The 14,963-nt window shown below is 63.2% G+C and carries 18 protein-coding genes, 1 tRNA gene and 1 pseudogene; 12 read left to right on the forward strand and 8 right to left on the reverse strand.

Features of this window, described 5'->3' with window-relative positions; all coding sequences use genetic code 11:
* Window positions 1-60: 60 nt before the first annotated feature.
* From rsfS to HZA32_21340, 8 genes and pseudogenes are all read right to left on the reverse strand, one after another.
* Window positions 61-528, reverse strand: coding sequence for a ribosome silencing factor (gene rsfS / locus HZA32_21305; protein MBI5426623.1), 468 nt, complete (start codon window positions 526-528; stop codon window positions 61-63).
* 18 nt (window positions 529-546) lie between these two features.
* Window positions 547-1,114: pseudogene (nadD, locus tag HZA32_21310) on the reverse strand (nicotinate (nicotinamide) nucleotide adenylyltransferase).
* 67 nt (window positions 1,115-1,181) lie between these two features.
* Window positions 1,182-1,264, reverse strand: a tRNA-Leu gene (locus tag HZA32_21315).
* 64 nt (window positions 1,265-1,328) lie between these two features.
* Window positions 1,329-2,672 carry a sugar MFS transporter gene (locus HZA32_21320; GenBank protein ID MBI5426624.1) on the reverse strand — a complete coding sequence of 448 codons (1,344 nt, stop codon included), beginning with the start codon at window positions 2,670-2,672 and terminating at the stop codon, window positions 1,329-1,331.
* A gap of 23 nt (window positions 2,673-2,695) precedes the next feature.
* Window positions 2,696-3,085 carry a D-ribose pyranase gene (rbsD, locus tag HZA32_21325; protein ID MBI5426625.1) on the reverse strand — a complete coding sequence of 130 codons (390 nt, stop codon included), beginning with the start codon at window positions 3,083-3,085 and terminating at the stop codon, window positions 2,696-2,698.
* Between the two features lie 44 nt (window positions 3,086-3,129).
* Window positions 3,130-4,149, reverse strand: coding sequence for a zinc-binding alcohol dehydrogenase family protein (locus tag HZA32_21330; protein ID MBI5426626.1), 1,020 nt, complete (start codon window positions 4,147-4,149; stop codon window positions 3,130-3,132).
* Window positions 4,150-4,155: 6 nt separating this feature from the next.
* Window positions 4,156-5,202, reverse strand: a complete 1,047-nt coding sequence (locus tag HZA32_21335; GenBank protein ID MBI5426627.1) for an aldo/keto reductase — start codon at window positions 5,200-5,202, stop codon at window positions 4,156-4,158.
* Between the two features lie 167 nt (window positions 5,203-5,369).
* On the reverse strand, window positions 5,370-6,221 hold the full coding sequence (locus tag HZA32_21340; GenBank protein ID MBI5426628.1) for an AraC family transcriptional regulator: 852 nt from the start codon (window positions 6,219-6,221) through the stop codon (window positions 5,370-5,372).
* A 234-nt stretch (window positions 6,222-6,455) separates the two neighbouring features.
* On the opposite strand from HZA32_21340, the gene prpB reads away from it, so the two are divergent.
* The 12 genes from prpB (at window position 6,456) to HZA32_21400 (ending at window position 14,742) form a co-directional block, all read left to right on the forward strand.
* Window positions 6,456-7,295, forward strand: coding sequence for a methylisocitrate lyase (gene prpB, locus HZA32_21345; protein MBI5426629.1), 840 nt, complete (start codon window positions 6,456-6,458; stop codon window positions 7,293-7,295).
* Between the two features lie 35 nt (window positions 7,296-7,330).
* Window positions 7,331-8,527, forward strand: a complete 1,197-nt coding sequence (prpC, locus tag HZA32_21350; protein ID MBI5426630.1) for a 2-methylcitrate synthase — start codon at window positions 7,331-7,333, stop codon at window positions 8,525-8,527.
* A 126-nt stretch (window positions 8,528-8,653) separates the two neighbouring features.
* Complete coding sequence (locus HZA32_21355) at window positions 8,654-10,144, forward strand: bifunctional 2-methylcitrate dehydratase/aconitate hydratase (protein MBI5426631.1); 1,491 nt, start codon at window positions 8,654-8,656, stop codon at window positions 10,142-10,144.
* Window positions 10,145-10,269: 125 nt separating this feature from the next.
* Window positions 10,270-10,566 (forward strand): hypothetical protein, encoded by a 297-nt coding sequence (locus tag HZA32_21360; GenBank protein MBI5426632.1) that lies wholly within the window; start codon window positions 10,270-10,272, stop codon window positions 10,564-10,566.
* 512 nt (window positions 10,567-11,078) lie between these two features.
* On the forward strand, window positions 11,079-11,489 hold the full coding sequence (locus HZA32_21365) for a hypothetical protein (protein ID MBI5426633.1): 411 nt from the start codon (window positions 11,079-11,081) through the stop codon (window positions 11,487-11,489).
* Between the two features lie 27 nt (window positions 11,490-11,516).
* On the forward strand, window positions 11,517-11,918 hold the full coding sequence (locus HZA32_21370) for a DUF2750 domain-containing protein (GenBank protein ID MBI5426634.1): 402 nt from the start codon (window positions 11,517-11,519) through the stop codon (window positions 11,916-11,918).
* 67 nt (window positions 11,919-11,985) lie between these two features.
* Window positions 11,986-12,537 (forward strand): hypothetical protein, encoded by a 552-nt coding sequence (locus HZA32_21375; GenBank protein MBI5426635.1) that lies wholly within the window; start codon window positions 11,986-11,988, stop codon window positions 12,535-12,537.
* Between the two features lie 42 nt (window positions 12,538-12,579).
* On the forward strand, window positions 12,580-12,978 hold the full coding sequence (locus HZA32_21380) for a hypothetical protein (protein ID MBI5426636.1): 399 nt from the start codon (window positions 12,580-12,582) through the stop codon (window positions 12,976-12,978).
* Between the two features lie 79 nt (window positions 12,979-13,057).
* Window positions 13,058-13,333, forward strand: a complete 276-nt coding sequence (locus HZA32_21385) for a hypothetical protein (GenBank protein ID MBI5426637.1) — start codon at window positions 13,058-13,060, stop codon at window positions 13,331-13,333.
* A gap of 126 nt (window positions 13,334-13,459) precedes the next feature.
* Entirely contained in the window at window positions 13,460-13,828 is a 369-nt protein-coding gene (locus HZA32_21390) for a hypothetical protein (GenBank protein ID MBI5426638.1), read from the forward strand.
* A gap of 61 nt (window positions 13,829-13,889) precedes the next feature.
* The gene (locus HZA32_21395) at window positions 13,890-14,249 is read left to right on the forward strand and encodes a hypothetical protein (protein MBI5426639.1); all 360 of its coding nucleotides are present in this window, start codon (window positions 13,890-13,892) and stop codon (window positions 14,247-14,249) included.
* Between the two features lie 82 nt (window positions 14,250-14,331).
* Window positions 14,332-14,742: a hypothetical protein gene (locus HZA32_21400; GenBank protein ID MBI5426640.1), complete on the forward strand. Its 411-nt coding sequence runs from the start codon at window positions 14,332-14,334 to the stop codon at window positions 14,740-14,742.
* Window positions 14,743-14,963 lie beyond the last annotated feature (221 nt).

Raw genomic sequence — 14,963 nt, forward strand, 5'->3', positions numbered from 1 at the left:
GCCCGCACACAGGGCTCTCAAGGGCAAACCCTGCAATGGAACTGTAAACTTCCGCGCGCGTTAAAGCAGCGCTTCCACCGGCACCGGTTGCGCGTCGCGCCACAACAGCTCGAGGCGATACTTCTCGCGATTCTCGGGCGTGAAAAGGTGCACCATCACGTCGAACGCGTCGACGACCGTCCAGCCGCTGCCGCGGCCCGTGTCGATGCCGAGGATCTTCGCGCCTTCGCCGTCGATGACCTTCTCGAGCTCGACGCGCAGGGCGCGCAGGTGCGGATCGGAGGTCGCGGTGCCGACGACGAGGTAGTCGGTGATGCTGGAAAGTTCGCCCACGTGCAGGACCTGCAGGTTCTCGGTCTTCTTGGCGTCGAGCGCCTGGACCACGAGCGACAGGAGGCGCGGGTAGGAAGCCGGCTTCGGCGCGGCGGCTTTGGGCGCGCGCGGCGTGGGGCTCTTCGTCTTCGGTTTGCGCGGGGCCGCCGGTTTCTTGGCGGCGGTTTTTTTCTTCGTCGGCTTGCGGGTGGTCATTGCGGCGTCAGCGATAAAGCCGGTTCGCCTCGATGTAGGCGATGACTTTTTGTGGGCAAAAATAGTGCAGCGACAGTCCGCGCGAAACCCGCGCCCGCAGCTCGCTCGAGCTGATCTCGATCAAGTGGCCGTCGCAGCGGTGCAAGACCAGGCCGGGAATCTCCGGGTGCGGCTTCGCCGGATGCTTCGGGCGCTCGAGGAAGATGAATTCGATCATCTTGGCCAGTTCGCCGATGTCCTTCCACTTGTGCAGCAACGGCAGCTGGTCGCCGCCGATGATCCAGTAGAGCTGGTCGTTGGGGAACATCGCCCGGAAGTGCCGCACCGAGTCGATCGTGTAGCTGATGCCGCCCTTGCGCAGTTCGTAGTCGGAAATCTCCACGCGATGATCCCACTCCGTCGCGGCCCGCAGCATCTCCAGGCGGTCGTCGGCAGTGGACTGCACGTCGCTCGGCTTCAACGGCGCCTGCGCCGCCGGGACGAGCAGCAGCCGGTCGAGATGAAATTGCTCCAACACGTCCTGCGCGGCGATCAAGTGGCCGAAATGGACGGGGTCGAAGGAGCCACCGAGGAAGCCGATTTTCATTCGTGGGATGCCACGTGTGCCGACGCCCAACGCAGGGCGCAAGGCCTTTCCCGGCGCGAAAACAGAGTGCCCGGGGCGGGACTCGAACCCGCACTTCCTTGCGGAAAGGGGATTTTAAGTCCCCTGCGTCTACCATTCCGCCACCCGGGCGCAGCAGCGGCTTTCGTGGCAAAGCGCCGGGGCGGCGGCGAGCCTCTTCTGGCCCGCCGCGCGCTCAGGCCGTTTGCCGGCTGAGGCGTTTCCAGCCGAAGCCGTAGGCCATGACGACCGCGAAGCACGCCAACGGGACGAGAAACGCGATCGACATCCCGTAGTGATCACCGACCGCGCCCATGAGCTTCGGGACGATCGCGCCACCCATGATCGCCATGACGATGAACGCCGAGGCCTGCTTCGCCCGCGACCCGAGCCCGTGAATGCCGAGCGCGAAGATCGTCGGGAACATGATCGACATGAAGAAATAGCTCGCGAACACGCACACCACCGAGAGCCAGCCGAGCTTCAACGCCACGAGGCCGCACGCCACGACGTTGATCAGTCCGTAGAGTCCGAGGACGGTCGGTGCGGAGAATTTCTTCAGGATCGCCGCACCGCTGAAACGTCCAGCGAGGAAGCAAAAGAAGCCCACGGAGGCCAGGAACGCCGCGCCCTGATTGCTCAGGATCGCCCGTCCATCCGCGCCGACCTGAATCCACTTCGCCATCACGCCAGTCTGCCAATCCGCCGGAATCGCCGGCGTCTGGGACGTCATGTAGTTGATGAAAAAGCTGAAGATGCCCGACTGCGCCGCGACGTAGGCGAACTGCGCCACCACCGCGAAAACGAAGTGCGGGTGCGTCCAGATCGACGCCTTCCCTTCCCCGCGACCGTCATCCAAGTGATAGACGTCCTCCGATTGCACGTCCGGCAGATCCGCCGCCTTGAACACCGCAACGAGCACCAGCACGAGCACCGCCACCGCCACGTAAGGAATCCACAGCGTTTGCGAACCGGTGCTCTTCCCCGCCGCGTCCGTGCCGTAGAAAAACATGCCCCCCGCGATCGGCCCGAGGATCCAACCGATGCCGTTGCACGACTGCGCGAGATTGATGCGCGCTGCGGCGAACTCCGGCGGCCCGAGCACCGTCGTGTAGGGATTCGCCACCGTCTCGAGGAACGTCAGGCCCGCCGCGATCAAGCAAACGCCGAGCAGGAACGCCCAGAACATCGCGATCTTCGTCGCCGGGATGAACCAAAAGCCGCCGAGCGCCACGAGCAGCAGGCCGAAGATGATGCCGCCCTTGTAGCCGAGCCGCGTCGCGATCCAGCCCGCCGGCAGCGCCATGAGAAAGTAGCCGAGGTAGTGCGCGAACTGCACCCAAGCCGACTGCGCGAGCGTCAGGTGCAGCTCCTCCTGGAAATGCTTGTCCATGACGTCGATCATCCCGTTGCAGAAGCCCCACAACAGGAACAGCGAGCTGACCAACGCGAACGTGACGGCGCGATTGCGGCCGTCCGGCATGACGAAGAGACCGGGCTTCTTCGGGGAAGCAGCGGTGGGGGTGACGGGGTTTGTCATTTGGGGAAAGGGGGGTGCGCGCCTCACGCGCTCTCGAGAATCACGTTCGCATACTGCGTCGTGTCGCCGGTGCGGATCAGACCGATCGCACGCGGCACGCGGCGCTTGAACGCCACATGCGGTTCGTGCCGCAGCTCGACGCCCGCCAGCGCGCGCTCGAACTTCGCGCGCGTCGCCAGGCTGTTGTGCTGAGCAAACTCGCGTGCCATCCACGCCCGCCCGATCTGAAAATTCGGCCGCAGCGCCGCGAGCACCTGCAACACCGTCGGCAAGTCGTCGACCAGCGCGAGGTCGACCGTCTCGATCATCGGCCAAAACGGAAAGCCGCGATCCGCGATGACCAACGTGTTCGTGTGCCGCACGCGACTCAGCAGCGAGTTGAGCGCGGGATTGAGGATTCCGGTTTTCAGCATGGGGTAAACGCGATGAAGACGACGGGAGAGAAACGGCGCGCGCGTCAGAGTTCGACGTGAATCTTGGTCACGCGCGACGGGTCGGCCGACCACGCACCGAGCGCGTCGCCCGCCTGCGCGAAGGGCACTGTCTGCGTGATCGTCTCCGCCACCGGATAACGTTCCGACTCCAGCACGCGCACCACGTCGGCGAAATCCTCCGCCGTCGCGTTGCGCGAGCCGCGAATATCGAGCTCCTTCATCACGAAAAACTTCGTCTCGTAGCTCACCGCTTCCTTCGCATAGCCGATGTAGACCACGCGCCCGGCGAACGCCACTTCGTCCACCGCCGCGCGGAACGTCGCCGGCAAACCGACCGCCTCGATCGCCACGTCCGGCCCGTCGCCGTTGGTGAGCGCTTGCAGGCGCTCGTGCAGGTTTTCCGTGCGCGAATTGATCGTCTCCGCCGCGCCGGCCTTCCGGGCCAACGCGAGCTTCGTGTCGTCGACGTCCACCGCGATCACGCGCGCTCCGCGCAGCAACGCCGCGCCGCTGATCGCGCCGAGCCCGATCATGCCGCAGCCGAACACCAGCACCGTGTCGCCCGCCGCGACTTCACCGCGCCGCACCGCGTGAAAGCCCACGCTCAGCGGCTCCACCAGCGCGTGGTCGCGCAACGAGAGTTTTTCCGAGCGCACGAGCTTCTGCCACGGCACCGCGATGAACTCCGCGAGCGCGCCGTCGCGCTGCACGCCGAGCGTCTGGTTGCTGCGGCACGCGTTCACCCGCCCGCGCCGGCACGACGGACACACGCCGCACGTCGTGTAAGGCACCACCGTCGTCTCGAGCCCGACGTTGAATTGCGCCGGCACATCGTCCGCCACCTCGGCAATCACCGCCGCGATCTCGTGTCCCGGCACGCGCGGATAGGTCACGAGCGGATTGTAGCCGCGGAACGTGTTCAGGTCGCTGCCGCAATAGCCGATGCGCTTCACCTGCAGCAGCACTTCGCCGCGCGCCGGCCGCGGCATCGGCTTTTCCGTGACGGCCATGCGGCCCGCTTCCGTGATCACCCAGGCTTTCATAAATCGTCAGTCTCCGAGGGGAAAATGCGGCGCAATCAACCGCTCCGCCTTCAGCGCCCGCCACAGCTCCGCCGGGATCGGCGTCGTGCCGCTCGCGACGTTCGCCGCGATGCGTTCCGGTTTCTCCGTGTTCAGCGCCACCGCCGCGATGCCCGGCACCGCCAGCCCGAACTGCACGCACACATCCGCCGGCCGCGCGCCGAACCGCTGGCAAATCGCCTGGAACTTCGCGCGCCACGCGAACAACTCCGCGTCGCGCTGCGGATCGACGCGCCGGTAGTCGAACCACTGTCCGCCCGTGAGGAAGCCGGCGTGAAACACCGCCGAGTTCACCATGCCGACGCCACGCGCATGCAGCTGCGCGATCAGGTCGAGCAGTTCGCGCGGATGCGTGTAGACCGTGAGGCTGCACGCGAACATCGCCCAATCGAGATCGACGCGCGCCGCGACCTCGCGGATGACGCGCCAGTCCTTCGCGCCGATGCCGACCGCGCGCACGCGCCCCGCCGCCTTCAACTCGAACAGCGCCCGATACGCCGCGACGATGTCCTCCATCCGCCGCGCACGGTCCACCGCGTCCGTCGCCGCAGCGAGAAACTCATCCGGATCGTGCACCGAAACCAGTTGCGCCGCGCAACCGTCGCCGAGCAGCGCGTTGCCTTCCTCGTAGCAGCGCAAGATCCCGTCGTAACTGATGTCGCGCTGCGCGTCGTGCGCGATGCCGGCCCACACACCGCGCTCGAACGTCGGCTCCGGGCCCGTGAGCGGCGCCCGCCGCCAGCCGAGCTTGTTGCTGATCACGACATCGGTCGCCGGCACGTTCAACGCGCGCAGCGCGCGGCCGATCTCCTCCAACGCGAGCCCCGCGCCGTATTTGCCCGCGGAATCCAACACGATCGGCGCCGGGCAGTGCTTCACCATTTCCGCGACGAGCGCGCGCTTCGTGGCGTCGGGCACGACTTGGTAGAGGTTGCCGAGGCAACTCGTGCCGAAAATGACCGGCGGCACGCGCAGCGTCGTGCGGCCAAACGGGCGATGCAGGGGGGCACTCATCGGAACAGCGCCGACCAGCCTAGCAGGAAACCGGCGCGGCGCGCATGGCTCAGCGTGACCGGCACCTGTCGATTCTTGCCCTCGGGAGCCTCGGCTCCCTCCCCGCGATTTACACGACTGTCATCGCGAGGCGTGCGCCGCACGCCGTGGCGATCCAGCTGACCGTCTCACCGCGCGCTCAAAAACGCCGAAGGCGACACGCCGTGCACGCGCTTGAACACGCGCGAGAACTGGAACGGATCGATCCCGAGTTCGTCCGCCACCTCCTGCACCAGCCGATCCGACGCGTGCAACCGCTCCGCCGCCCACTGCATCTGGAGCTGCTGCAGGTAACGATACGGCGTGTCGCCCTGAAATCGTCGGAACAGCCGCGACAGGTAGGACGCGTTGACGTGGCACGCCGCCGCCGCGTCCTCGATTGTGCGGCAGCGCAGAAAATTCGCGTCGAGATGCGCCCGGCACCGCTCGAACGTCGCCCGCGCCAGCCGCTCCGCCGGGGTGGCCGGTTGCGCCGCGCGACCGATCGCGATGATCAGCAGCTCCAATTGCAGCGCCACCGCGCGCGCCGTGTGCGCGTCGAGCCGTCCGCCGAGCCGGATGAGTCCGTCGAACGCCACCCGCACGTCCGCGGGCGAGCCGAGCGTCACGACGCCGCCGGGCGAGAGCTGTCGCGCGCGCAGCAGCGCCCGCGCTTCCTCGCCGACGAAGTTCACGAAATATTTTCCCAGCGGCGCGTCCACCGACGTCCGGATCTCATGCGGCACGCCGGGGCCGTAAGTGAACACGCTCCCCGGCCCGAGCACATGCCGTTGCCCTGCGAGCCGCAACTCGCCCCGGCCCGCCGCCACCAGTTCCAGCGACAGATAGGGAAAATCCGCCCGCTCGATCCGGTAGTCCGCCGCGCATTCCTCCCAGCCGCCGCACACCACCGTCAACCCGCGCGCGCGCCGCGGATTCAAGTTCAGGTAGAAGCGGCGCGCCGCGGAAACCTGTTGCGAGATGAACTCCGGCGGGCGCACCGGCGCGTGAGGCGGCATGGCAATAATTTGCCTGCGCGCCGCGCCGCCGGCAAGCCGCCAACTCGCCTCCGCGCTCCTCGTCGCCGCGTCCTTAAGCCGTTCACGACCCGGTATTATCGTCCCGACTAACGCGCGCTTCGGCCGTCCGGGACCCTCGACAGAACGCGCGACGTGATCAACTTTCGCGCTACCCCTCGCGGCCTCACGAACGCCGCGCCCGTCTTCTCCACTGCCATGCCCTCGCCCGGACAAAATTTCCGCGCCGCTCTCGCTGCCGAATCCCCGCTCCAGATCGCCGGCACGCTCAACGCCTACGCCGCGCTCCTCGCCGAACGCGCGGGCTTCCGCGCGCTCTACCTCTCAGGCGCCGGCGTCGCGAATCACTCCTGCGGCTGGCCCGACACCGGCCTCACCACCCTCGCCGACGTCCTGATCGACGCCCGCCGCATCACGCGCCGCGTGCAACTGCCGCTGCTCGTCGACATCGACACCGGTTGGGACGACCCGACCGAAGCCGTCCGCGAAATGGCCGCCGCCGGCGTCGCCGCCGTCCACATCGAGGACCAGATTCCCGCCAAAGTCTGCGGCCACTTGCCCGGCAAACACCTCGTATCAACCGGCGAGATGGTCGAGCGCGTCCGCGCCGCCGTCGCCGGCAAACCCGATGCGAGCTTCGTCGTCATGGCGCGCACCGACGCCGCCGCGAACGAAGGCGTCGACGGCGCCATCGCCCGCGCCCGCGCCTATGTCGACGCCGGCGCCGACATGATTTTTGCCGAGGCGCTCCACACGCTGGACGACTACCGCGCATTCACCGCCGCGATCAAAGTCCCGGTCCTCGCCAACCTCACCGAGTTCGGCAAGACGCCCTACTTCACGCTCGAGCAGCTCCGCTCCGCCGGCATCGCCATGGCGCTGTATCCGCTCGGCGCCTCGCGCATGGCCGCATCGGCCGCGCAGGAATTCTACACGACGCTCCGCCGCGACGGCACGCAGCAAGCCGTCGTCCCGCGCATGCAAACCCGCGCCGACCTCTACACCTCCCTCGGCTACACCCCGCCCAAGGAAAAGTGAGCCGCGCCCGCGGCCCGCGTTAACCTCTCCCCACGATGAGCACCGATACCCCCGCCTCCGCTCAAACCTCCACGACCAGCGTCGCGCCCAAAGCCAAGAAATCAGTCGCGCTTTCTGGCGTCGTCGCCGGCAACACCGCGATCTGCACCGTCGGCCACTCGGGCAACGACCTGCATTACCGCGGCTACGACATCGCCGACCTCGCACGCCACGCGACCTACGAGGAAATCGCGCACCTCCTTATCCACGAGCGCCTGCCCAACGCCGCCGAGCTCGCCGCCTACAAGAAGCACCTCGCCTCGCTCCGCGGCCTCTCCGCGCCGCTCCGCGCCATCCTCGAGCAACTCCCCGCGCGCTCACACCCGATGGGCGTGTTGCGCACCGGCTGCTCCGCGATGGGCGCGATGGATACCGAGCCCTCCGCGCCCGACGGCAGCGGTCCGAAGGATCCCGTCGTCGCGCGCCGGATCGCCGACCAGCTCATCGCGTCGTTCCCGTCGATGCTGCTCTACTGGCACCACTTCGCCACGACCGGCAAACGCATCGACGTCGAGACCGCCGACGAGACCATTGCCGCGCATTTCCTCCGCCTGCTCCACCAGCGCGCCCCGCAACCCTCGCACGTCCGCGCGCTCGACCGCTCGCTGATCCTCTACGCCGAGCACGAATTCAACGCCTCGACCTTCACCGCGCGTGTCATCGCCGGCACCGGCTCCGGTCTCTACGGCTGCATCACCGGAGCCATCGGCGCGCTGCGCGGCCCGAAGCACGGCGGCGCCAACGAAGTCGCCTTCGAGATCCAGCAACGCTACCGCACGCCCGACGAAGCCGAGGCCGACATCCGCGCCCGCATGGCGCGCAAGGAAATCGTCATCGGCTTCGGTCACCCCGTCTACACCGTCAGCGACCCGCGCAACGCCATCATCAAGGAAATCGCCCGCGAACTCTGCACCGAGCGCGGCGACCTCAACGTTTTCAACATCGCCGAGCGCATCGAGACGCTCCTCTGGAACGAGAAGAAAATGTTCCCGAATCTCGATTGGTATAGCGCCGTCGCCTACCACGAGATGGGCGTGCCCACCGCCATGTTCACGCCGCTGTTCGTCATCGCCCGCACCGCCGGCTGGGCCGCGCACGTCATCGAGCAACGCGCCGACGGCAAGATCATCCGCCCCAGCGCGAACTACACCGGCCCAGCCGACCGCCCGCTCCCGCCGCTCGACCAACGCTGATTCCCAATCGTTCTCGTTCCTCGTTCTCTTTCTCATTCTCAAAAGCCACGCCCCCAAGAGAACGAGCAAGAGAGCGAGAACGAGCTGTCGCTCCGCCCTCCGTCATCCGTTCTCCGTCCTCCGTTAATGTCCTCCCACATCTCCAACGTCCGTCCCGCTCCCGACCAACTCCTCGTCGACCTCGCCGACTACGCGCTCAACGCCCGCATCACGAGCGACGAAGCCTACGACACCGCGCGCTGGTGCCTTGCCGACACGCTCGCCTGCGGCATCATGGCCCTCGCCTACCCGGCCTGCACCAAGCTCCTCGGCCCTGTTGTCCCGGGCACCTCGATCGTCAACGGCACGCGCGTCCCCGGCACGAGCTACGAACTCGATCCCGTGCAAGGCGCCTTCAACATCGGCGCGATCGTCCGCTGGCTCGACTTCAACGACACCTGGCTCGCCGCCGAATGGGGCCACCCCTCCGACAACCTCGGCGCCATCCTGGCCACCGCCGACTGGATCAATCGCAACCTGGCGGCCGGCGTTCAGCCGGCGGCGTTCGGCTCTCAACTCTCAGCTCTCAACTCTCAACTGAAGGTCAGGGATCTCCTGACCTTCATGATCAAAGCCCACGAAATCCAAGGCGTCCTCGCGCTCGAAAACTCCTTCAACCGCGTCGGCCTCGATCACGTCCTCCTCGTCCGCATGGCCTCCACCGCCGTCACCGCCGCCATGCTCGGCGGCACGCGCGAGCAGGTCATCAACGCCATTTCGCACGCCTGGCTCGACGGCTCCGCGCTGCGCACTTACCGCCACGCGCCCAACACCGGCTCGCGCAAATCTTGGGCCGCCGGCGACGCCACCAGCCGCGCCGTCCGCCTCGCGCTCATCGCGCTGACCGGCGAGATGGGTTACCCGTCCGTCCTCACCGCCAAGACGTGGGGCTTCCAGGACGTTTCCTTCAAGGGCAACCCCGTCAAACTCGCGCGCCCGCTCGGCAGCTACGTGATGGAGCACGTCCTCTTTAAAATTTCCTTCCCCGCCGAATTCCACGCGCAGACCGCCGTCGAATGCGCGATGCAGCTCCACCCGCTCGTGCGCGACCGCCTCGACCAGATCGAACGCATCGAGATGACCACGCACGAGTCGGCCATCCGCATCATCGACAAGTCCGGTCCGCTCCACAACCCGGCCGACCGCGACCACTGCCTCCAATACATGGCCGCCATCGGCCTCATCTTCGGCGAGCTCACCGCCGACCACTACGAGGACAAAATCGCCGCCGACCCGCGCATCGACGCCCTCCGCGCCAAGATGGTCGTCACCGAGGACAAGCAATACAGCCGCGACTACCTCGACCCGGAAAAGCGCTCCATCGCCAACGCCATCCAAGTCGTCTTCAAGGACGGCTCGAAGACGGACCGCATCGAAGTCCACTACCCCATCGGCCACCGCCGCCGCCGCTCCGAGGGCATTCCGGTCCTCCAACAAAAAGCCCAAACCGCCTTCGCGGCCCACTACGGCAAAGACAAGGCCACGCACCTCATGTCCCTCTTCGCCGACCGCCCGAAACTGGAGTCGATGCCCGTCCACGACTTCGTGAGCGCGTTCGTGAAGCAGCCCACGAGTTGAGGTTTACGCCGGTAAAAATCGGCGCGCAAAAGCTCAACCCACGCGAATCGGTTATTGATCTCCAGCGACTTATAAGCCCTCATCCCTCCCCGGGCCACGATATTGTTATCATCAACTCAGTTACGTTGAATATACTGATCGGCGGAAGAACTGTAATGCGTCGCTCATTCTTCAAGAAGCTCTGCATCGCGTTGCTCGTCCTTCTTTGGATTGGCTGGGCCGGCTTTATCTATGCAGCCCCAAAAGAGTGGAAAGAGATTACCGCGATTTTTCTGATACTGACCGTTGTCTTCGCCTGGAGGATGTGGACCTCTGATCGTGCGACTGTGAATGAAGGTGGCTACATGGGCGAAGACTTGCGCTGGCCCGAAGAGAAGAAAAAGGCCGATCCAGACCGCCAGAGAACAACGCGCGGGATGTGACCTAAATCGTATGTGCCTTCTCCGCTCAGCATCTCCCGTAGTTCAAAAGGGCTCACTCCACGCTCGCCCGCGCGTGTCTCATCGGTGACGATCGCCGAAGAATCGCTATGTCTAAGCAGACATTCCTCCACTACGGTATCTGGTATCAAGATGAGGCCGCCTTCCTCAGATTCAAGAAGGCGTGCGTAGATGAGGACGGCTTTGTAGGCGGCTACAATGGCTGGCTTTCCAGAGCGGAGAATATGGTAGCAGAGCTTAAGAAGCGCGGAATCAACCTTCGTAAGGTTTATTGTGATGTGGATGAATTCTTGCGGTGGTGTGATGTCAATTCCCGTGCCCCAGACGGACGCGCGAGAAGCGCGTATGCCGGCGTCAAGGGATACCAAGATTCTATCCGCGATAATTGAACGGCATTTAATCGTTATTGAGCGCATGAAAAGAAAGGCGATCCAGTTGCCACAGCCAACAGGTGCTATCGCACCTGTGGCTGAGCGTTGACGTTCGGCAAAGCTATGAAGAAGCCCACGCATCTCATGATCGGTGGCCTTGTAGCACTCGGCTTTGACGCGTCAGGAAGATTTCTCCTCACCGTGTCGCACTCTGGGCGCGGAGTCTTCGCGGTCGAGAGCTGGCAGCGAGTCGCACGTGACCCAGCCCTCGCTTACCCAGAAGACGGCGTAGCGATTGGCATCGGGCCGATTGCGGGCGAGCGGATTCCTGTTTCTTCGCGGGATGAGAAGAAGGAGAGCATCGAGCTGAAGAGTCCTGACGGAAGATTCACATTACTCGGCGAGTCGGATGGCATTACCGTGACATCAAAAGGAGAGCCGAACCAGCCGCCACAGCACAACGCGGGCAGCCGTCCTACTTCGGACGATTCACCCGCATCCGAAACTCCGTCTTCGCTCGGCCCGCGTGGCTGATCTGAAACGTTAGCCGAAGAAATTCCCATGGCGTGGCTCCCTAAAGAAAAAGAAGTCGAGGCTATGCTCGGTGCCGACGGTAAGAAGCGGTATGAGTATTTTATTCATCGCGTATGCGATACCCGGAAAGTCTGGGGTCTTCACGACGGTGGCTGGGCCAGCCTCGGCGATGGCGACAAGAAGTGGATTCCATTTTGGCCGCACGAAATTTATGCCTCACGCTTTCGGACGGCAGATTGGTCCTCTTATGTCCCCAAGGAAATCGAGCTTGGTGCTTTTCTTGATCGCTGGCTTCCAGGCATGCGAGCAGACGGCGTTGCCGCCGCGATATTTCCGGTTGGCCCCGGTAGCTCCGTTCTTGTAAGCCTCGATGATTTAGAGGCGAATCTGCGGCACGAGCTATCGAACAGCTATGAAGAAGAGGGCTAACAAGCGCACTACAGACAACTCCGGGGCTTTGCCCCTCCGTGTCTGATTGCGGACGTTGGGCAACACCATGAACCGATTCCTCATATTGTTCGCCTTCTCGATTTTCGTCGGCTCCGCGCACGCAGAAAAGAGATTCAAGGATGATTCCGGCAACGAGTTGGTCGTCCTTGAGCCAGCGGATGTCCTGAGGATATTCGACGCGGCTGTGGCGGGAGTTTCTGAGTTTGAGATCATTTCTCTCGATCCCGCCCGTTTCAAGGAGGGCGATGCAGCTATTGATGGCGCGACTATCACCGGACGTTCGCGCACCCAGAAGAAGGAGGAGATAGAGCGCATGGTTGCAGCTCTCCGAAAGTCGATTCGTGAAGCTCCCGAGGAGACCTACGAGTGTTTCGAACCCCGGCATGCGCTTCGAGCGCAAATCAAAGGCAGGCATGTCGAGATTGTGCTCTGCTTCGAGTGTTTGCAGGGGATTATCCGCGTGGATAAGGACGTCACCCAATTTCCCATGACCGCTGACGCGGAGAAAGCATTCGATGAGATTTTTGCCCAGAACGGATTGAAGAAGGCAGAAAAGAAGAGGCCCAACAAATCGGCACAGCCAACTCCGGGGAGCTGACGCTCCCCTGCGTGGCTGACCTCAAACGATCGGCGTAATACCATGCATAGCTGCACCACGCCTGAGGAAGCGATCCTGCTGCTTGAAGACGCGTATCGAAAAAAGGACATTGATGCCGCTGTCGCAGCCAAGGATTTCCAGATCGAAGCACGATTGCTCTTGGAGCGCATTCGTCGCGAAAAGAACGAGCCCGCGGTTGCCCCAAGCCTGATTCATCAGACGGCGCACGTTCTCGAGCTTTCGTTCCGTGATCATCACGCGCGGAAGGGATTCCCTGACATGACAGGTGTTGTTTCCACCTTCCCCACGAAGGAAGAAGTGGAGCCTGGCATTTGCGCAGTCACTGAGTTGTGCACATGGCCGGATGGCGAGTCGGTCACCCAGAAGATTCTCGTCGCAAAGACGGAGCGGGGCTGGAAGGTCCTAAATCCTCAGAGATGAAGAGCCGATCCAGCCATCACAGCCAACTCCGGGCAGCTGACGCTGCCCTCCGTGGCTGACTTCAATCGATCGGCGGAAGATGAATTCCAAGAGCGTCATTCGTTGGGCGAAAGTTGTCGCGGCAATCCCGGCAGGTTTGGTCTCGGGGTTCTTCCTCGCTTCACAGATCTGCGTCGCAGTCCTACACGCCCAAGGGAAAGGCAATTCCCACAATGACATTATCACGCTAGCTATCTGGCAGATGCTGGGTGCCGCGTTTGGAGCGTTGGTGCTGCCCATGGTGATTTGGCAGTTTACAAAGAGCAGACAGAATGAGGCCGATCCAGACCGTCAGAGAACAACGCGCGGGATGTGACCTAAATCGTATGCTCCGTCTCCGCTCTGCATTTTCCGTAGTTCAAAAGGGCTCACTCCACGCTCGCCCGCGCGTGTCTCATCGGTGACGTTGGGCAGAAAGCTTCGCCTCTCTAACCATCTTCCAATGGACAAAGAAGAACTGATAAAAACCGCGATAATTGCCGTGGTGAGCGTATCTTTCAAAGAGGTCGCTTCTTGGTTGATAAAGCGGATGATCAGCATGGCGGTAATCGTCAGGGAAACCGCGATCAAGAATTGGAAGACGATAGATGTCTTATTGGATGGATTGGGTGGCATATGGTTACTGGCTCTTAGTTATTTTGCGGCGATGAAGGCGTCGTCCGTTGACGGAAATTTGGTTTTTACGGTGGCCCTCATGGTGAATTTTGCCTTCGTGGAGTTTGGTCGCTTTCAAAGGAATTTTATCCGGCTTGCGGAAAAACAGAAGAAGGCCCAACAAGCCGCCACAGCCAATGACGCGCAGCGGACCTGATTTCCGAGATGAAGCTGATGTTGTGGCGCGTCATGGCTGAGCTTTGACGATCGCCGGAAGAATGAAACCGCTCCGCTACCTCCTTGCCCTGTTACTGGCCTCCGTTGGTTTGACCGCCGCCGACAAGAAGCCGGATTTTGATCCGTCCGTCGTGTTGAAGATTATCATCCGAGCCGATGGAGCGATCCTGCTCGATGGCGCGAGCACGAAGCTCTCGGAGGTGCCCGCGAAGCTCGCAGCCCACGCCGAAAAGAAAGGCGTGGTTTGGTTTTACCGTGCGAATCCCGAGGGCGATTCGCCTCCGAATTCGATGGAAGTCCTGAAGATGGTCATCGACGCCCGTCGGCCGATTCAGCTCTTCACGAAAGAAGATTTTTCCGAGACGGTTGGCCCGGATGGGAAACCCAAGAAAGTAAAATGAAGAAGGGCGATCCAGCTCATCACAGACAACTCCGGGGAGCTGACGCTCCCCTCCGTGTCTGACTGAGGACGTTCGCCAGAAGATGAAAAGTGCCCTCCTGCTTCTTTGTGCCATCTGCGTTTCTGCAGGTTGTTCGACTAGCACGAAGCAAGAAGCCGATCTCGGTGCTGCGGTTGCGAAGAAAGACCTCGGAGTTGAGTGGGACGTAGTCGGACCGCTGAGCAAGAAGGGCGTTATTCGTTCTGAGTTTGATGCGCATGCCATCAAGCAGGCCCTCTCAGGCATGGATGCTGGTGCTACGGCCTATGTAGCATTTGAGGTGACGTCCGAGCAGATGAGCCACAGTCAAAGCGGGGAGCTTCTGGTGTCAGCGGACAGAGAGCTGCTGGTCTTGGTGCGCGATGGCAAAATCGTAGCTCGATTCGAAAAGAAGAGGGCGAACCAGGTGCCCGAGCCAACGTCCGGGCTGGCGCCCGGCCGTGGCTCATCGTAAACGAATAGGCAAAGAAAGCTCAGGCGTCACAAACCAACATGGAAATTTTCTGGGCCATATTCCTCACCGTCGTTCTGACCCTGACCTGCCCCCCGTCGCTGTAAGGTCAAAATGAGACAGCCGGGTTGGTTGTGGTTGGTTTACTGACGGAGGATTCGGGTGCAAGCGCAGGACTGATCTGGTCCTCAGGAGCCCCCATGGGGGCTCGCGCGATTCGGGCG

This window comes from Opitutia bacterium (assembly GCA_016217545.1).
Classification (GTDB): domain Bacteria; phylum Verrucomicrobiota; class Verrucomicrobiia; order Opitutales; family Opitutaceae; genus Didemnitutus.